The sequence below is a fragment of the Rarobacter incanus genome, assembly GCF_006715765.1.
Classification (GTDB): domain Bacteria; phylum Actinomycetota; class Actinomycetes; order Actinomycetales; family Cellulomonadaceae; genus Rarobacter; species Rarobacter incanus.
Genome location: NZ_VFNV01000001.1, coordinates 2370136 through 2385699, shown reverse-complemented (window position 1 = coordinate 2385699; position 15564 = coordinate 2370136). Strand labels below are relative to the sequence as shown.

Genomic DNA, 15564 nt, shown 5'->3' with positions numbered 1-15564 from the left:
CCAAACTGATCACGGTCGAGGAGGGCGCCGCGGTCCCGGTGAGTATCGCGGCGGCGTGCCGGGCGGCAGGCCCCCGGGCGGGATGCGTTCCTTGCGGCGGTGCGGGCGCCCCGGCGGCGCGGACGCCATCGCGACCCTCTCGAGTGCGGTGACATGCCCGGTGTCGCGGACGGTGACGCCCAGCCCGGGCTCGGCGACCTGGTGGCGTGCGATCACCGTGCCCGAGACGGTGGCGATATCGATGGTGTCGGCGCCGCGGCGCCAGGACACGGTGACTTTCGTGGTGGCGAGTTCGGGTGGAACGGAGTAGCGGTTCCCGCGCCAGTCGATCAGCGCTTGCCGGGTCGCGGTGCGCTCCTCGGTCACGATCACGGGGAACACCGTCTGAGGTAGCGGCCTGAGCCGCTCGGCCGCGTACATCGCTGCCGCGGTCGTCGACCCGTGCTCTCCCTCCCGCCTGCGCGCATCTTGGCTCGCAGCGAACGTGTTCAGGCTGGCCTGCGCCTGCTCTAAAGTGAGCTCGTCGGGAAGGGTGCGCCACCAGCGCTGCGCGGCGGCGTGGTTGCTCTTCTCGACCACGCCCTTCCGGTTTCCTGAGCGGGGCCGGCAGACGACCGCGGTCACGCCGTGATGCTTCGCGAACGCGGCGAACATTACCGTCAGGTCCCCGGAGGTGGGGTCAAGAACGGTCCGCATCCGGTCGAACCGCCACACCCTGGTGAGCCCGCCGAGCAGGGCGAGCAAGGTCGTCATCGCGGCCAGCAGATGTGGGGTGTCCATTGACGGGGAGATCACGCCACGCCAGACACCGGAGTGTGCGAGCGACCCGACGAGGACGTAGGCGGTTTTACGTCCGAACCCCCAGTGCTGTGGCGGGTCGGGCATCTCGACCCGTCGAACTGGGTCTCCTCACCGGGCGGGTGGGCGATGATCGCGTTGGGGCGTTTCGTGACGTGCGCGCACGCGACACATGCTGGCCGCAGCCCGCGCGCACGGATCTGTCGCGTGAGCGTCGGATACGACCCGACATAGCCGAGGGGGCGCAGCTCGTCGAGCAGGGTCATCGCCCACAGGTGCGGGTCCTCGATAAGCCGTGCGGTGACGTAGTCGACGAACGCGTCGAACGGGTCCGCGGTTGGAGCGTTCACGCACCCCGGGTTGGCGTTCACCGTTCAGATACGCGCGGATCGTCTTGCGGTCATGGTTGGTGCGGCGGGCGATCTCGCTGATCGTGAATCCCTGCCGTTTCAGCGCGTGGATGTCCACGCTGCTCCTCTCTGAGGGGCATGAGTAGTAGGGCCTTCCTCGGGCTGGTGCGTGGTCAGAGACCACCAGTCTCGGGGAGGGCCCGCCTCATGCGGCGGAGCGACCCAGGGTGGGGAATTTCGATGAGCAGAAGTGGGGAATTTCAGTGAGCGCCGTCAATAGCACACCCGCTCGCCGCGAGCTAGCCGAATAGCCCGGGTTGCGGGCCTATCGTGACTGCCCTACCGGCGACGGGCGACCGTAGCCGGGAAGAATCCGTCGTACATCCTTCATGTCTTGCGGCGCCGAAAAAGGCGGGGTGTCCCGCGCCCTGTTGGGGCGCGGGACACCCCGCCTCGGTACTGCAAGATCAGATCGACTACTTCTTGATCTTCTTGGTCTTCACCTTCTTCGTGACAGTGATGTATCCAGGCTTGGACACCTTCACCGTGAGTGAAACCTTCTTGCCCGCGTACTTCTTCGAGACCTTGAAGGTTGACTTCTTGCCGGTCTTCTTACCGACCTTCCACTTGTAGGTGATGGTGGTTCGGGCCGCACGCCCGGCGACCTTTGCTTTGAGTTTCTTGCCAGCTTTGAGTTTGCCGGTCACCTTAACCGTGATCGCCTTGGCAAACGTAGCGGCAGCAACCTTCGCAGTTGGGCTGCTTGTCTTGGTCATCGTACCGTAACCAGTCAGCGAACCGGTCACAGCCACACTGAGGTGCTTGCCCAGATCCGCTGCGGTTGGCGTGTACGCCGACGACGTTGCTTCCTTGATAGGAGCACCGTTGCTGAACCACTGGTATGCAAGCTCGGCACCTGCCTGCCAGGAGCCTGCATTAGCCGTAACAGCGCCGTCAACGACAGCCTTTCCGGAGACGGTCGGAGTAGCAGATTCCACGTCGGGCCCATCAGCGACTGTCAGCTCTGCAGAGCAGGCCTCGGTGCACCATAGACCAGTTGTTTGTGTCGAAACGCTGGCGTTGAGAGTTGACCAGCCCGCGTTCGGCGCAATCGTGACATCAAGTGTCACCGATTCTGATCCATCAACCGCGACCGTCGGAACCGTCCAAGTCGCCACGCCCCCAGTAACCTCTAGACCGTCCGGCAAGGTTTCCGCCAAAGTGGCGTTGTCCAGTACATCTGCCAAATCGAGCGACACTGTGGCCCCCGCCAATTCGACCTTGCCAGTGTTCTTCACGGTGATTGTGTAGCTAGCGGTCCCGCTAGGTTCGGTCGTTGCCGGCTCGGAAGTAGCTGCCAGCGACAGTTCTGCGCGCGCAGGCCACGCAGGTTTTCCGGCTTCGTAGATCCAGTCTTGGAACAGATCCTCTAGGTCTTGGCCCGATATTTCTTCTGCAAGTTCCTGGAACTCAACGCGGCCGGCACTTTGGCCGCCATAGCGAGACTGCCATTCTTTGACGAATTCAAAGAACGCGTCGTCACCGATTCGTGTGCGCAACGCCTCCCAGAACAGCGCACCGCGCGTGTAGGTCTGGTATTCGTAAAGGGTTGCACTGTCCGTCATCCCAGCGGGGGCGATGTTCCAACTTCCGTTGGATGCCGCCCTGTTGTTCCACGTGTTGAAATAGGTGGTTTCAACTGCGGCGGGGTTAGTACCGACGATTGCATTGTTGTAGTAGGTGGGACCCCACGTCGCCATACCCTCGTTAATCCAGATGTCGTTCCAGTCCTTAGGTGAGACGTTGTCTCCGAACCACTGGTGGGCTAGCTCATGGATCAAGGTGTTGCCATTTGCGCTGTTGGCACTTGGGAAGAACGACCTATCCTGGGTTTCTAGCGCATAGTTAATTCCGCCAGGCACGGTGTCAATGACGATGCCGGTGCTTTTGCCCGGGTAGGGACCGTAGATCGACTCAAGGCCCTGGATAATGGTCTGCAACTTGCCGCGAGCCGTCAATGCAGTGTTTTTGTTCGTTGTGTTCAGGTCGGAGTCGTAGAACGAATACTCCGGAATCTTGGACCCGTCGCTCAATGTGACGAAGTCCTTAACCATGTCGTACTTGCCAATGGAGATGAGCACAAGTTCTGTCGCCATGGGCTTTGTCTGGTTCCACACCCAGGTCTTGCGCGTGCCATCGGCGGTCGGGATGATGCTGACCAGTTCGCCGTTGCTAATCGCAGCCGCACTACCCGTTCCGGCGCTCGAGGTGATGGAGGATGGAATGTTCAGCGAGACGGTGTAGGTCGCCTTGTCATTCGGCGTGTTGTTGTTCGGGTACCCGGTCATGGATCCGATGGGCTGGCCCATAAAGATGGAACCATTCGTTGTCGGAACCCAACCTTCCCAGCTGTCGTCTGCGTCAGTGTGGATGCTAGGCGCACCGTGATACTTGACGACCGTGGTGAAGTCACCCGAAACGGGGCTAGAAGGTGTCACGACCAATTTGTACTTGATCTGCTCGGCATCAATATCACGCACCCAGGTGGCCGGATTTCCGTCAACGGTGATCGAGTCGATCTCCAGGCCTTCGAAATCGAGCGAGAAGCTGCTGAGCGGGTATTCCGCCGTGGCCTTGATAGTCGTAGTCGCTTCGATCGTCGCATCGCTCAGGGTGGGGCTAACGACTGTTCCGGGCGTCCACGCCAGCGAGATGTCGTAGTGCTTAACGTCGTATCCGCCGTTGCCCACGTTCGGGAACAGCGCGTCCCCAGCAGTTTGGGGACCCGCCACGGGTTCCACAGCCTGCGCAGGTGCGGCAGCAAGCGATAGCGAAGCTGCCAGCGTCAGCGGGAGTAGGAAGGCGACGGCCTTGCTGCGTAGCGGTCGTCGACGAGGGGAGGCTGATTGCATTATTGCCGCCTTAGTCACATCAGTAGGATCCTGGCACGGGCGATGCCAGACTCATCACAGGGTACGAATTAGATGTTTCGTTCTCTTTACTACTTGATTGCACCCCGTGGCGATCCCTCAGACCGACCCAGGGCGGCGAGCCTAGCCGGCTCGCGGCGGCAGCGTGTGGTGCGCCGGACGCAGGTGCGGGGCGCTAGCAGCACGCGCGGAGCGCGAGCATGAAGCATGGGGCCTACAATCAAATTGGCCCGTAAACGCAAACGGCCCTGACCCGAGTTTACCCAGGTCAAGGCCGCTTTTGCGAGTGCGCCATCAGGGACTCGAACCCCGGACCCGCTGATTAAGAGTCAGCTGCTCTAACCAACTGAGCTAATGGCGCGCGAGAAGAAACATTACCAACGTCGATACGGAAATGCAAAATCGAGCGAGCAGGCCGCCAACCGGGTCGCGGGAACCGTTGCAATCCCAAGCATCCGCACCCCAGCATCGATCCCGGTCGCCGCGAGCGCGCGCGGTGCGCGACCGCGGACCCGCACAGAAATTGGCTATGTGATCTCGCTCACACCTGGCCGACATGGTGTGCGCGGTAGCGCCGCGAGACGATCTCGGCGACGATGTAGACACGATCGACACCTCACAGGCAGCGCGGCTGCGGCAAGGAATCACAGACCCATGAACCGAATCACGACCACACTGTCCGCCTTAGCGCTAGCGCTGGGAGGAAGCATCGCCGCGGCCGCGGCCTCCCCCGCAGCACCGAGCCCCACATCCGCGGCGACAGCGTCGGCACCGACCGCGCGGGCACCCAAGGCGAAGGTGCCGACGGCGAAAGCCACAAGAAAAGCGTTCAAGAAGCTGCTGCGGGCCGCCAAGGCCAAGAACCTCAAGCAGACCCGAAAGTACACAAGCTCGAAGAAGACCGCCCGCCTCGCCATCAAGTACCGCGGCTATTTCCAGGACAGCAACGTCAAGCGGCAAAAGACGTACACGAACTGCGGTCGCATCAACCGCACCGTCGCCTGCGACTACACGGCCGAGCAATCGTTGAAGTCCCCCGCGGGCCTCGACATCATTCAAGCCATGAGTGCGCGGGCCAAGATCGGCAAGAACGGCAAGATTGTCTTTACCACATTCACGTACGTCAACAACTGGATGAGCTAGGACGAGGCCGCCGCGCCCCGAACACGCCTTCCCTAAATTCCAGCATCGGGGAAAGGCGCCGGGGTGGCCGCGAATCGATTCGCGGCCACCCCGGCGCCACCACCCGCAACGATCGGGGACGCGCCCCCGGAGGCGGGGAACTCGTCCTCAATCTGCGTATCTTTCGATCAGTTATAGAGCATTCCGCCGTCGACCAGTAGCACCTGGCCGGTGACATAGTCGGCGTTCGGCGAAGCGAAGAACGACACCACCCCGGCGACGTCCTCGGGAGTCTCGATGCGGCCGAGCGAGATGCTCTCTACGTTCTCTTTCAGGTTCTGCCCGCGGGGCTTGCCATTGATCTCCGAGAGCTTTTCATCGATAAGGTCCCACATTCCGGTCCCGACAATGCCCGGGGCGTACGCGTTGACGGTGATGCCAAACGGAGCCAGCTCCTGCGCGGCCACCTGCGTGATCCCGCGCACGGCAAACTTCGACGCCGAGTAGGCGCCCAGGATCGGGAAGCCCTTGATCGCGGCGATTGAGGCCGCGGAGATGATCTTTCCCTTCTTGCCCAGTTCCTTGAACTTTGCGGCCGCGGCCTGGATGCCGAAGACTGCGGAGTTGACGTTGATGGAGAAGATCTTGTTGAGTTCTTCCTCCGTCACCTCCTCAAGCGGCTTGACCTGCGCAATTCCCGCGTTGTTGACGATCACATCGAAGCTTCCCAGCTGGGTCGCTGCGGCGTCGACGGCCGCGAAGACCTCGTCACGCTTCGAGACATCGGCGGTGACGAAAATTGCCTTGCGCCCCAGCGCTTCAATCTCCTGAACGACACCCTGCGCCTTTTCTTCCTGGAAACTCAGGTCGGCGACGGCGATGTCGTAGCCATCGTTTGCAAGCTTCAATGCGATTGCGCGACCGATTCCCTGGCCCGCCCCGGTAACCAACGCAACTTTGTTATCGGACATCTTGAAAGGATCCTCTTTCGTTCCAACGTTGACACGCCGGGGCGGTTTGCCGCGGCGCGTTGCCAGCCATCGCCGCCTAGCGAACGAACTGGGCCAATTCGGCTGTTTTCAACCTGTTCCACCATATGCCCGCAATCAAGGCGTTTCATATGGAATCAGCGATACGTGACGAGAGAGACAATTACCCCACCTTGGTCCATCGGCTAGACTTGTCAATCACTACTAAGCAAGTGGGACTACGCGATTCGCTAGATATAGGTGGCCATGGACTTCCCAATGATTTTCGGCGGCCTGGTCGTCGGCTTCCTCGTCGGCCTGACCGGCATGGGCGGCGGCGCATTGATGACACCGATGTTGGTGTTCTTTTTCAACGTCAACCCGCTCACCGCGATCTCGTCCGACATAGTGGTGAGCCTGTTCATGAAGCCGGCTGGCGCGATAGTCCATATTCGTCGCAAGACCGTGAACTGGTCGCTGGTCAAGTGGCTGTGCATCGGGTCAGTGCCCGCCGCATTCTTGGGCGCGCTATTTACCCAATCCCTGCCGCACGGCGAGGGGTTGGACCACATCCTCAAGGTCTCGCTCGGCATAGCGTTGCTCATCGCCACCGCGGGGCTGGTCCTGCGCGCCTACCACGGCATGACTCAACGAGCGACGCCGATCGGCGAGGGCCCCGCGAAGCCGACGAAGCCGGACGGGATAGTGGTGCGACCACTCGCGACGGCGCTGTTGGGTGCCGTCGCCGGGCTGATGGTGGGAGTCACCTCAGTGGGTGCCGGCTCGATCGTCATCATCGTCCTGCTAGTGCTCTATCCGACGCTCAAGGCATCGCAACTGGTTGGCACCGACCTGGTCCAGGCGATCCCGCTTGTCGGCGCCGCGGCCCTGGGGCACGTGGCGTTCGGAGACTTTTCCTTCGGGATCACGGGGTCGCTTCTGATCGGCGCGGTGCCCGGGGCCTGGATCGGCGCACAGGTATCCAGCCGCGCACCGGGCGGGTTGATTCGGCGCGCACTGGCCGTGCTTCTCCTCGCGTCCGGGCTCAAACTCATCGGCGTTCCCAGCACCTGGGTGCTGATCTGCGCCGTATTGGCGCTGGTGATCGGGAACATCGCCTGGATTGCGATCCGGCGACGGCTGCACTCGCGGCGAGACGCGGGGATGGCAACGCGATCCGCCACCGCGCAGGACGCCGCTGGCGCCGCCGAGCACAGCACCCAACCCGCTAGCGCCGCCGTCGGCGAGGCAGCCGACAAGTAGGCAACCGCGGCCCCGTACGGTCCTACCGGTTCGCGACGTCGCGGATGTCGGGTTCCAGGTAGATCACCCGCGCGATAGGCACGGCGGCACGCACCCTCTGTTCCGCCGCATCTATCGCCTGCGCGACCTGCCGCGCGGAATCGGTGCCGTGTACCGCGATCTTCGCGCCGACCAGCAATTCCTCCGGACCCAAGTGCATGGTCTTGAGGTGAATGACCTGTTCGACCCCGGGACCGACCAGCGCCGCGCGAATCTTTGCGACGTCACCGGGCGTGGCCGACTCACCCAACAGCAGAGATTTTGTCTCCACGGCCAAGATCACCGCGATTGCAACGAGCAACACACCGATCGCCGCGGTGCCGGCGGCGTCCCACCGACCGTTGCCGGTCACCAGCGTCATGCCGACGCCGCCGAGTGCCAGTACCAAACCGATCAGCGCCCCGAAATCCTCGAGCAAGACGACCGGCAGTTCGGGTGCCTTCGACGATTTGATGAATCGCGTCCAGGACTGACCGCCGCGCTGCGGGTTCGCCTCATGGATCGCGGTGCGGAACGAATAGCCCTCCATCCCTATCGCAACGACCAGCACTGCGAGCGGAACCCACCACCACCTGCCCTCGATTCCGTGCGGGTCGGCCCACTTGTGCCAGGCCTCGTATAGCGCGAACAGCCCACCAAGGGAGAACAAAACGATCGACACCACGAACGCGTATAGATACCGCGCGCGCCCGTAGCCGAAGGGGTGTTCCTCGTCGGCGGCCCGCCGCGATCTCTTCCCGCCGATCAGCAACAAGACCTGGTTGCCGGAATCCGCGACCGAGTGGATCGATTCGGCCAGCATCGACGATGAATGCGTCAGCAGGTACGCGACAAACTTGGTGACCGCGATGCCGAGGTTGGCACTCAGCGCGGCAATGATGGCCTTATTTCCACCGTGACTCGACATCGTGATCCCTTTCGAACGTGTGTGTAGCGAAGACCATTGTCACCCGGGCCTGTGACATTTCCGACGAGCGCCCCGCCTCCCAAACCTACAATCCCTTCAGGACTCTGCCAGCCGATCGGACAATAATGGAGGCGACCGGCGCCGACCGCGCGCCAATCACTAGGAGGCTGGTTTTCATGTCCGTCACGCTTGCGCCCGGGGATACCGCTCCCGATTTCACGCTCCCCACGGCCACCGGCGGGACCCTGCACCTTGGCGACCTGCGCGGTAAACGAGTCGTCCTCTACGCCTACCCCGCCGCCGGGACCCCCGGTTGCACGAAGCAGGCCTGCGATTTTCGCGACTCCCTTGGCTCACTGACCGCGCACGGTTACGCGGTGGTCGGCATCAGCCCGGATTCCCCCGCCAAGCTGGCGAAGTTCGCCGAGAAGGAGCAACTGGCCTTCCCGCTCGTCTCCGACCAGGAAAAGAAGGTCCTGGATGCTTACGGCGCATACGGCGACAAGAGTCTCTACGGCAAGTTGACCCGCGGCGTCATCCGCTCGACCTTCGTCATTGACGCGGACGGCAAGATCGAATTGGCGCAGTACAACGTCAAAGCCACGGGTCACGTCGCCCGCCTGCGGAGAATTCTCGGGATTGACAACTAGCGGTCGATTTTCACGCTAGAATTCTAAGTCGCGCGCGAGTGGCGTAATTGGCAGCCGCGCTAGGTTTAGGTCCTAGTGTCTTCGGACGTGTGGGTTCGAGTCCCACCTCGCGCACAACAAGCGTCGCCGCATCGATGGATGCGGCGACGCTTCGTTTCGCGGAACGTCTGCGGCCTGCGGGGGCAGGGAGCGACGACCGCCTTTTTCGGCGGGACTACTCCCCCGACGCGGATCGGCCGGTTTCGGCCTCCCACATCGACAGCTGTTGGGTCAGCGCCTTCGCCAACTCGAACACCTGCTCCGGGGGTATGCGGATCCGCGCAACAACCTTTGCGGGGATTACCTGCACGTTGTCTCCGTCGTCTCCGGGACCCATCTGCGCGGGCCCCTTGGTGGCAACAAAGTCGATGACAAACGACGTTGGCGTGTGCCACAACGAGGCGAAGTCGGCGGGAACGCCCGTTTCGACATCGGATGGCAGTTCGATCTGGAATTCGACGTGTTCAGCAGCTTCGCTCATGGTGGTCTCCTTGGTCGGGCCGCAATGTCGGCCGGATACAGAGTATCGTCTTGTGGGCCGCAGCCCCCGCACCGGCCCGCGGACAAGGCCATCGCAAGGCCGCCGCAAGGCGTCCACCCCCACCCGCTTTCCGATTCGCCCCCGCGAGTCGGTAGGCTTCACCTGATGAACACCTCACCAGGCGACCAGGCTATTCCGCGTCGCCAGATTCGTTCCTATGTCCAGCGTTCCTCGCGCCTGGGTCCCCGCCTGCAGGGCCACTGGGACAAATACGGGCCGCGCTACCTTGTTGATCTGCCGCGCGACAGCTCCGCTATGGGCATCGATCCCGATTTTCGCTGGGATCCGCAGCACCACTTCGCGCGCCCGGCGCAAACAATCCTCGAAATAGGGTCGGGCCGCGGTGAAACGATCGCGCATGCCGCCGCACAGCTGCCCGCGACTAACTTCATCGGCTGCGAGGTCTATGCCCCGGGAGTCGCCGGCATCCTGGGCCGGGCAGGACAGGCGGACCTTGACAATGTCGCCATCGTGCACGCGGACGCCACCACTCTGTTGGAAGCAACCCTGCCCGCAGGCAGCATCAGCGAGCTGTGGGTCTTTTTCCCCGACCCGTGGCACAAGTCCCGCCACCACAAGCGCCGCCTCATTTCGGACTCATTCGCAGACCTGGCCGCCCGCGTCCTCAAAGCGGGCGGGACCTGGCGAATCGCGACGGACTGGCCCGATTATGCTGACCAGATCGGCCAGGTGATCCGGGACTCGTCCCAATTCGAGGGCGGCCCAACCTCCCGGTTCGATCTGCGCCCGCTGACCCGATTCGAGGCCAAGGCGCACGACGAAGGGCGCTCGGTCACAGATTTCGCGGCCACCCGCCGTTAGCCCGCCCCCGCGTCGGGCACAATGGGAACCAATGCCCCGCGCTCATCGAAGGAAAGCACCCCAGTGACAGAGACAGTCGATTTCCCCGAATTTGAGCCGCCAGAGCGCCAGCCCGCGCACTGGCTATCGACATCCGACATCCGCCGCGCCCGCGCGCAGCTGCCCATCGTGTACGTCGACGCGGTGCCGGTGCGGATCGATTCGGCCGGGGACGTCGTCGAGGTCGGGATCCTGCTGCGCGTCACCGAAAACGGCCAGATCACTCGCGCCTTGGTGTCCGGGCGCGTGATGTACCACGAGCGGATCCGTGACGCGCTGGTGCGGCACGTCGAAAAGGATCTGGGGCCGATGGCGCTGCCGTCCATACCGGCCTCGCCGCAACCATTCACCGTGGCCGAATACTTCCCGACCCCGGGAATCACTCCGTACTTCGATCCTCGCCAGCACGCCGTCTCGCTGGCCTACGTGGTCCCCGTGCGCGGCGATTGCGCCCCGCAGCAAGACGCGTTAGAGCTTGCGTGGCTCACCCCCGAGCAGGCCTTGCACCCCGACGTTTTGGCGGAAATGTCCGGCGGGCAAGACGTCTTGTTGCGGCAGGCCCTGGCATACGTGGGGCGGCTGTAGCGTTCAGATGGCCCACCTGTTTGGCGGCGAACAGCTGCACCTCGAATACCCGACCAAGGTCGTCTTCGATGCCGTAACCGTCGGCGTTGCCGAAGGCGACCGCATCGGCATCGTCGGCCGCAACGGCGACGGCAAGTCGACCCTGCTGCGCATGCTCATGGGGACCCTTGCCCCCGATGCCGGGCGCGTAACCTACCGGGGCGGTCTGCGAGTTGGGATGTTAGGGCAGGCGGACAGCCTGGACCCTCACGAATCGGTGCGGCACGCGATAGTCGGCACGCGCGCCGATCACGAGTGGGCGTCGGATCCGAAAACGCGCGATGTCATTTCGGGCCTGGTCACCGACATCGACTTTGACGCGCAAATAGGGACCTTGAGCGGCGGACAGCGGCGGCGGGTGGCGCTAGCGGCGCTGCTGACCGGCGACTGGGACGTCATCGGGTTGGACGAACCAACTAACCACCTCGACGTCGAGGGCATCACCTGGCTGGCAAACCACCTGCGCTCGCGTTGGCCCCGCGGCGCCGGCGGGCTGCTGGTGATCACCCACGACCGCTGGTTTTTGGACGAGGTCGCCACCTCCACATGGGAGGTCCACGACGCAATAGTCGAACCGTTCGAAGGCGGATACGCGGCCTACGTTCTTGCGCGCGCCGAACGCGACAGGCAGGCCGCAGTCATCGAAACCAAGCGCCAAAACCTGCTGCGCAAGGAACTGGCGTGGTTGCGGCGCGGAGCACCCGCGCGCACCAGCAAACCGAAGTTCCGCATCGAGGCGGCCAACCAGCTCATCGAGGACGTCCCGGCGCTGCGCGACACCGTCGCGCTCGCCAAGATGGCCACCGCGCGGCTCGGCAAGGACGTGGTGGACCTCGAGGACGTGTCGGTCGCATTCGGCGATCACGAGGTGCTGCGGGACGTGACCTGGCGGATCGGTCCAGGCGAACGAACCGGTCTACTGGGCGCCAACGGCGCCGGGAAGTCAACCCTGCTGGGGCTGATTTCCGGGCAACTGCAACCCACCGGTGGGCGCGTCAAACGCGGCAAGACAGTCCAGCTCGCCACCCTCGATCAGCAGTTCACGGAGCTGCAAGACATCGCCGGTGACCGCGTCAGGGAAGTACTTGCGCGCACCAAGACAACCATCGAAGTCGAGGGCAAGGACGTGACACCGGCCCAGCTCTTGGAGCGGTTGGGGTTTTCCCGTGCACACCTATCGACCCGTGTCGGCGAGCTATCGGGCGGACAAAAACGTCGCCTACAGTTCCTGCTAGTCCTGCTCGCCGAACCCAATGTGCTGATCCTGGACGAACCGACCAACGACGTCGACACCGACATGCTCACGGCCATGGAGGACCTGCTCGATTCGTGGCCCGGCACCCTGATCGTCGTCAGCCACGACAGGTATCTGCTGGAACGCGTGACCGACAACCAATACGCGATCTTCGACAAACACCTGCGGCATGTTCCCGGCGGCGTTGACGAGTATCTACGGTTGGCGAAGGATCAGGCGGCCTCGTCCGTGCCAATCGAAAATCGGAGCGAGGACAGCGCCGCAAGCGCGCCCGGCGACCAGCTTAGCGGTGCCGACAGGCGCGCGGCCCAAAAGGAGGCCGCCAGCTTGGAGCGACGCATCGCGAAGCTGACCGCAACCGCAGGCGCCCTGCAACGCACCATGGACGCCCACGATCCGGCCGACTACGTGCGGTTGAGCGAGATGGGCGCGGAGCTGACGGCGCTGCGCGGCCAGATCGATGACCTGGAGGAACAGTGGCTGACGCAGTCGGCCCTGCTCGAATAGCGATCTAGGCGAAACCGGTGAGCGAGCGCGGGTGCGGCGCCTGCGTGCTGGCGCAACTAGAATCGTCTACATGTCGGTTTCGGAGCTTTCTGCCAGCACCCAGAACTATCTCAAGGTCGTGTGGGGGCTGGGCGAATGGTCGCAGGATCCCATCACCGCCCGCCGGATCGCGGCGCGCATGGGCCTGCGCCTGTCGACCGTATCGGAGGCGGTCAGCAAGCTTTCGGCGCAAGGGCTCTTGGATCATACGCCCTACGGCGATGTGCAGCTCACAGACCGCGGGCGCGGCTTCGCGTTGCAAATGGTGCGCCGCCACCGGCTCATCGAATCCTTCCTGGTGGAAACGCTGGGCTACACGTGGGATCAGGTCCACGACGAGGCCGAATCGCTGGAGCACGCCGTCTCCGATTTCATGATCGAGCGGGTTGACGACCTGCTCGGCCACCCGCGCCGCGATCCGCACGGCGACCCGATACCTACGGCCGCCGGGGACATCGAGATGCCGCGCGCGCAGCGGTTATCCGACCTGACGCCGCCACTGCGGGTCGTGATCGAAAGAATTTCGGACGAGGACCCCGCGCTCTTGCAGCACTTTTCCGACAACGGGATGGTCATTGGCACGCTGTTGCGGATCGAGCCCGGCGCACCGTTTACCGATTCGGTAATGGTGCATGTCGGTGACGCGGAGGCTGTTGCGCTGGGAGCGACCGCGACCGATGCGCTGTATGTCAGCGAGGCCAAGTAGCTCCACCCGATCCGCGCGGCGCCGCGCCGGCGGTTGCCGCGGGCCGGCCGCGGCAACACGGACGCAATGCGCAAGGCGCTACGATACTTGGCGTGAGCCGAAGCAATCAGCCAGCGAGTTCTGGCCCCACGCCCAGTCCAGCCGCCACCCACCTGCAAGTCCGCAAGGCGATCATCTCCGACGTTGTTAGCGTCGTCGTCTTCGTGTTGCTTGCGGCCATGGCACACAGCCTGACGCTCGGGACGATCGGCCTGCTGCTGGCGTGCTTCTTGCCCGCGCTCGCCCTCGCGTGGTTGGCGACCCGCGCCTGGAAAACGAACCCCGCCGCGATCAAACCCGTCGGCCTAGGGATATGGGCGGCCACGACGACGGTTGGCCTGGCGATCTTGGCCATCGTCAAGCAACAGCGCAGCGACCCCATCATGATGACGATCACCGCGGTAGTGCTGGCGTTGTTCTTGGTCGGTTGGCGGGCCCTGGCAACGGCGATGGAAAAGCAGCAGCGCCCGCGCTAGTCCCCCGGATTCGCCGCGCGGACTAGCGGCGACCGACCTCCCTGGCGATGGCCGGAGCCAGCGCCCGGAATGCCTTCCCCCGGTGCGAGATCGCGTTTTTCTCGTCCGCGGTGAGTTGCGCGCAGGAACGGTCCATTCCTGCGGGGACGAGGATCGGGTCGTAGCCGAAACCGCCCGCGCCGGTCGGCTGCATCAGCAACGTGCCCTCCAGGCGTCCGTGCTCGACGATTTCGGTCCCATCGGGAAGAACCAGCGCCGCCGCGCACACAAAGGCCGCCCCGCGGTGCGGCGCGGGAATATCGGCCAGCTGCGCTAGCAGGAGTGCCAGGTTGGCCGCGTCGTCCCCGTGGTGCCCGCACCACCTGGCGGAGAAGATTCCGGGCGCACCGCCCAAAACATCGACCGCCAGCCCCGAATCGTCGGCGATAGCCGCGCGCCCGGTCGCTGCGGCCAGCGCGCGGGCCTTGATGAGCGCGTTTTCCGCGAAGGTAACGCCGTCTTCGACCGGCTCCAGGACCCCCAACTGCCCCGATCCGATGATCTGCTCGGGTCGCAGCCCCGCGACGCCCCCGGGCGCCGTCAAGATCGCGCGCAACTCCCCCAGCTTATGCGCGTTGCCGGTGGCCAGCAGCAGCTTTGCCCCAGCCGGAACGTGCACCGCTGCGCTCACCGCGCGGTCCTAGCGGGGGCTGGGGACGGATCGGCCAGCGCCGCACCCTGGATTCGCGCCAACTCGCCTGTGCCAATGAGAGCCAGGTCCAGCAGCTCGTTGAGTTCCGCCCGGTCGAACGGCGCGTGCTCCGCGGTGCCCTGCACCTCGACGAATTGGCCGCTTCCGGTCACCACGACGTTCATATCGGTGTCGGCGCGCACGTCCTCCTCGTAGGGCAGGTCGAGCATGGGAACGCCGCCCACGATACCGACGCTGACCGCGGAGACGGAGTCCTTGAGCACCTGCGCCCCGGGCGCGATGATGCCCTTGGCCCGCGCCCATTCGATCGCTTGGGCCAGCGCGACGTAGGCCCCGGTGATCGATGCCGTGCGGGTACCGCCGTCGGCCTGCAAGACGTCGCAATCGAGTTGTATCGTGTTCTCCCCCAGGCCGCGGACGTCCACGATCGCCCGCAGCGACCTGCCGATCAGCCGCGATATTTCGTGTGTGCGCCCGCCAACCCTGCCCTTCACCGATTCGCGGTCGGAGCGACTGTTGGTGGCGCGCGGGAGCATCGCGTACTCCGCGGTTACCCAGCCCTGCCCCGAACCCTTCTTCCAGCGCGGGACGCCCTGAGTGAAGGATGCCGCGCACAAGACGCGCGTTGCGCCGAATTCGATGAGGGCGCTGCCCTCCGCCGAGTCCAACCACCCCGGGGTGATGCGAACCTGGCGGAGTTGGTCGGTCGCGCGGGCGTCTGCGCGCACGACGTGGTCATTGTTTGTCGTCATCTCTTGA

16 protein-coding genes, 2 tRNA genes and 1 pseudogene are annotated in these 15564 nt (G+C 64.1%); 9 read left to right on the top strand and 10 right to left on the bottom strand.

All coding sequences use genetic code 11. The features are described 5' to 3' along the window. Window positions 1-9 precede the first annotated feature (9 nt). The 5 genes and pseudogenes from FB389_RS10760 to FB389_RS09875 all read right to left on the bottom strand — a co-directional run bounded on the left by FB389_RS10760 (window position 10) and on the right by FB389_RS09875 (window position 4439). Window positions 10-780 (bottom strand): Mu transposase domain-containing protein, encoded by a 771-nt coding sequence (locus FB389_RS10760; protein WP_246043613.1) that lies wholly within the window; start codon window positions 778-780, stop codon window positions 10-12. A gap of 11 nt (window positions 781-791) precedes the next feature. Further along, window positions 792-1148, bottom strand: coding sequence for a hypothetical protein (locus FB389_RS10755; protein WP_246043722.1), 357 nt, complete (start codon window positions 1146-1148; stop codon window positions 792-794). 49 nt (window positions 1149-1197) lie between these two features. After that, window positions 1198-1266 (bottom strand): annotated as a pseudogene (locus FB389_RS10750) (hypothetical protein); the annotation flags it as partial. A gap of 358 nt (window positions 1267-1624) precedes the next feature. Then, complete coding sequence (locus FB389_RS09880) at window positions 1625-4060, bottom strand: M1 family metallopeptidase (protein WP_142113196.1); 2436 nt, start codon at window positions 4058-4060, stop codon at window positions 1625-1627. Between the two features lie 305 nt (window positions 4061-4365). Then, window positions 4366-4439 (bottom strand) — tRNA-Lys (locus FB389_RS09875). 293 nt (window positions 4440-4732) lie between these two features. Here FB389_RS09875 and FB389_RS09870 point away from each other — a divergent pair. Beyond that, window positions 4733-5221, top strand: a complete 489-nt coding sequence (locus tag FB389_RS09870; protein WP_142113194.1) for a hypothetical protein — start codon at window positions 4733-4735, stop codon at window positions 5219-5221. A 167-nt stretch (window positions 5222-5388) separates the two neighbouring features. Here FB389_RS09870 and FB389_RS09865 read toward each other — a convergent pair whose 3' ends face one another. Further along, window positions 5389-6171 (bottom strand): acetoin reductase, encoded by a 783-nt coding sequence (locus FB389_RS09865; protein ID WP_142113192.1) that lies wholly within the window; start codon window positions 6169-6171, stop codon window positions 5389-5391. 264 nt (window positions 6172-6435) lie between these two features. Here FB389_RS09865 and FB389_RS09860 point away from each other — a divergent pair, with 264 nt between their 5' ends. Beyond that, entirely contained in the window at window positions 6436-7431 is a 996-nt protein-coding gene (locus FB389_RS09860; protein ID WP_170207954.1) for a sulfite exporter TauE/SafE family protein, read from the top strand. Window positions 7432-7453: 22 nt separating this feature from the next. Here the strand turns inward: FB389_RS09860 and FB389_RS09855 are convergent, their stop codons facing one another. Further along, on the bottom strand, window positions 7454-8377 hold the full coding sequence (locus FB389_RS09855) for a cation diffusion facilitator family transporter (protein WP_142113188.1): 924 nt from the start codon (window positions 8375-8377) through the stop codon (window positions 7454-7456). Window positions 8378-8553: 176 nt separating this feature from the next. Here FB389_RS09855 and bcp point away from each other — a divergent pair, with 176 nt between their 5' ends. Continuing rightward, a complete protein-coding gene (gene bcp / locus FB389_RS09850; RefSeq protein WP_142113186.1) occupies window positions 8554-9027 on the top strand; it encodes a thioredoxin-dependent thiol peroxidase in 474 nt (157 codons plus the stop codon). Between the two features lie 32 nt (window positions 9028-9059). Beyond that, window positions 9060-9141, top strand: a tRNA-Leu gene (locus FB389_RS09845). Window positions 9142-9241: 100 nt separating this feature from the next. Here FB389_RS09845 and FB389_RS09840 read toward each other — a convergent pair. Next, window positions 9242-9547 (bottom strand): DUF3467 domain-containing protein, encoded by a 306-nt coding sequence (locus tag FB389_RS09840; protein WP_142113185.1) that lies wholly within the window; start codon window positions 9545-9547, stop codon window positions 9242-9244. A 165-nt stretch (window positions 9548-9712) separates the two neighbouring features. Here FB389_RS09840 and trmB point away from each other — a divergent pair, with 165 nt between their 5' ends. The 5 genes from trmB (at window position 9713) to FB389_RS09815 (ending at window position 14114) form a co-directional block, all read left to right on the top strand. Continuing rightward, complete coding sequence (gene trmB / locus FB389_RS09835) at window positions 9713-10429, top strand: tRNA (guanosine(46)-N7)-methyltransferase TrmB (RefSeq protein WP_170207953.1); 717 nt, start codon at window positions 9713-9715, stop codon at window positions 10427-10429. 63 nt (window positions 10430-10492) lie between these two features. Continuing rightward, the gene (locus FB389_RS09830) at window positions 10493-11053 is read left to right on the top strand and encodes an NUDIX hydrolase family protein (protein WP_142113181.1); all 561 of its coding nucleotides are present in this window, start codon (window positions 10493-10495) and stop codon (window positions 11051-11053) included. Window positions 11054-11060: 7 nt separating this feature from the next. Then, window positions 11061-12854 carry an ABC-F family ATP-binding cassette domain-containing protein gene (locus FB389_RS09825; RefSeq protein ID WP_142113179.1) on the top strand — a complete coding sequence of 598 codons (1794 nt, stop codon included), beginning with the start codon at window positions 11061-11063 and terminating at the stop codon, window positions 12852-12854. A gap of 70 nt (window positions 12855-12924) precedes the next feature. Beyond that, complete coding sequence (locus FB389_RS09820) at window positions 12925-13599, top strand: metal-dependent transcriptional regulator (protein WP_142113177.1); 675 nt, start codon at window positions 12925-12927, stop codon at window positions 13597-13599. Between the two features lie 92 nt (window positions 13600-13691). After that, complete coding sequence (locus tag FB389_RS09815) at window positions 13692-14114, top strand: DUF3054 domain-containing protein (RefSeq protein WP_142113176.1); 423 nt, start codon at window positions 13692-13694, stop codon at window positions 14112-14114. A 22-nt stretch (window positions 14115-14136) separates the two neighbouring features. On the opposite strand, the gene rdgB is transcribed toward FB389_RS09815, so the two are convergent. Both rdgB and rph read right to left on the bottom strand, forming a co-directional pair. Further along, window positions 14137-14784 carry an RdgB/HAM1 family non-canonical purine NTP pyrophosphatase gene (gene rdgB / locus FB389_RS09810; RefSeq protein WP_246043612.1) on the bottom strand — a complete coding sequence of 216 codons (648 nt, stop codon included), beginning with the start codon at window positions 14782-14784 and terminating at the stop codon, window positions 14137-14139. Continuing rightward, on the bottom strand, window positions 14781-15557 hold the full coding sequence (gene rph / locus FB389_RS09805) for a ribonuclease PH (protein WP_142113174.1): 777 nt from the start codon (window positions 15555-15557) through the stop codon (window positions 14781-14783). Before rph ends, rdgB begins: the two co-directional genes overlap by 4 nt. Window positions 15558-15564: the final 7 nt, after the last annotated feature.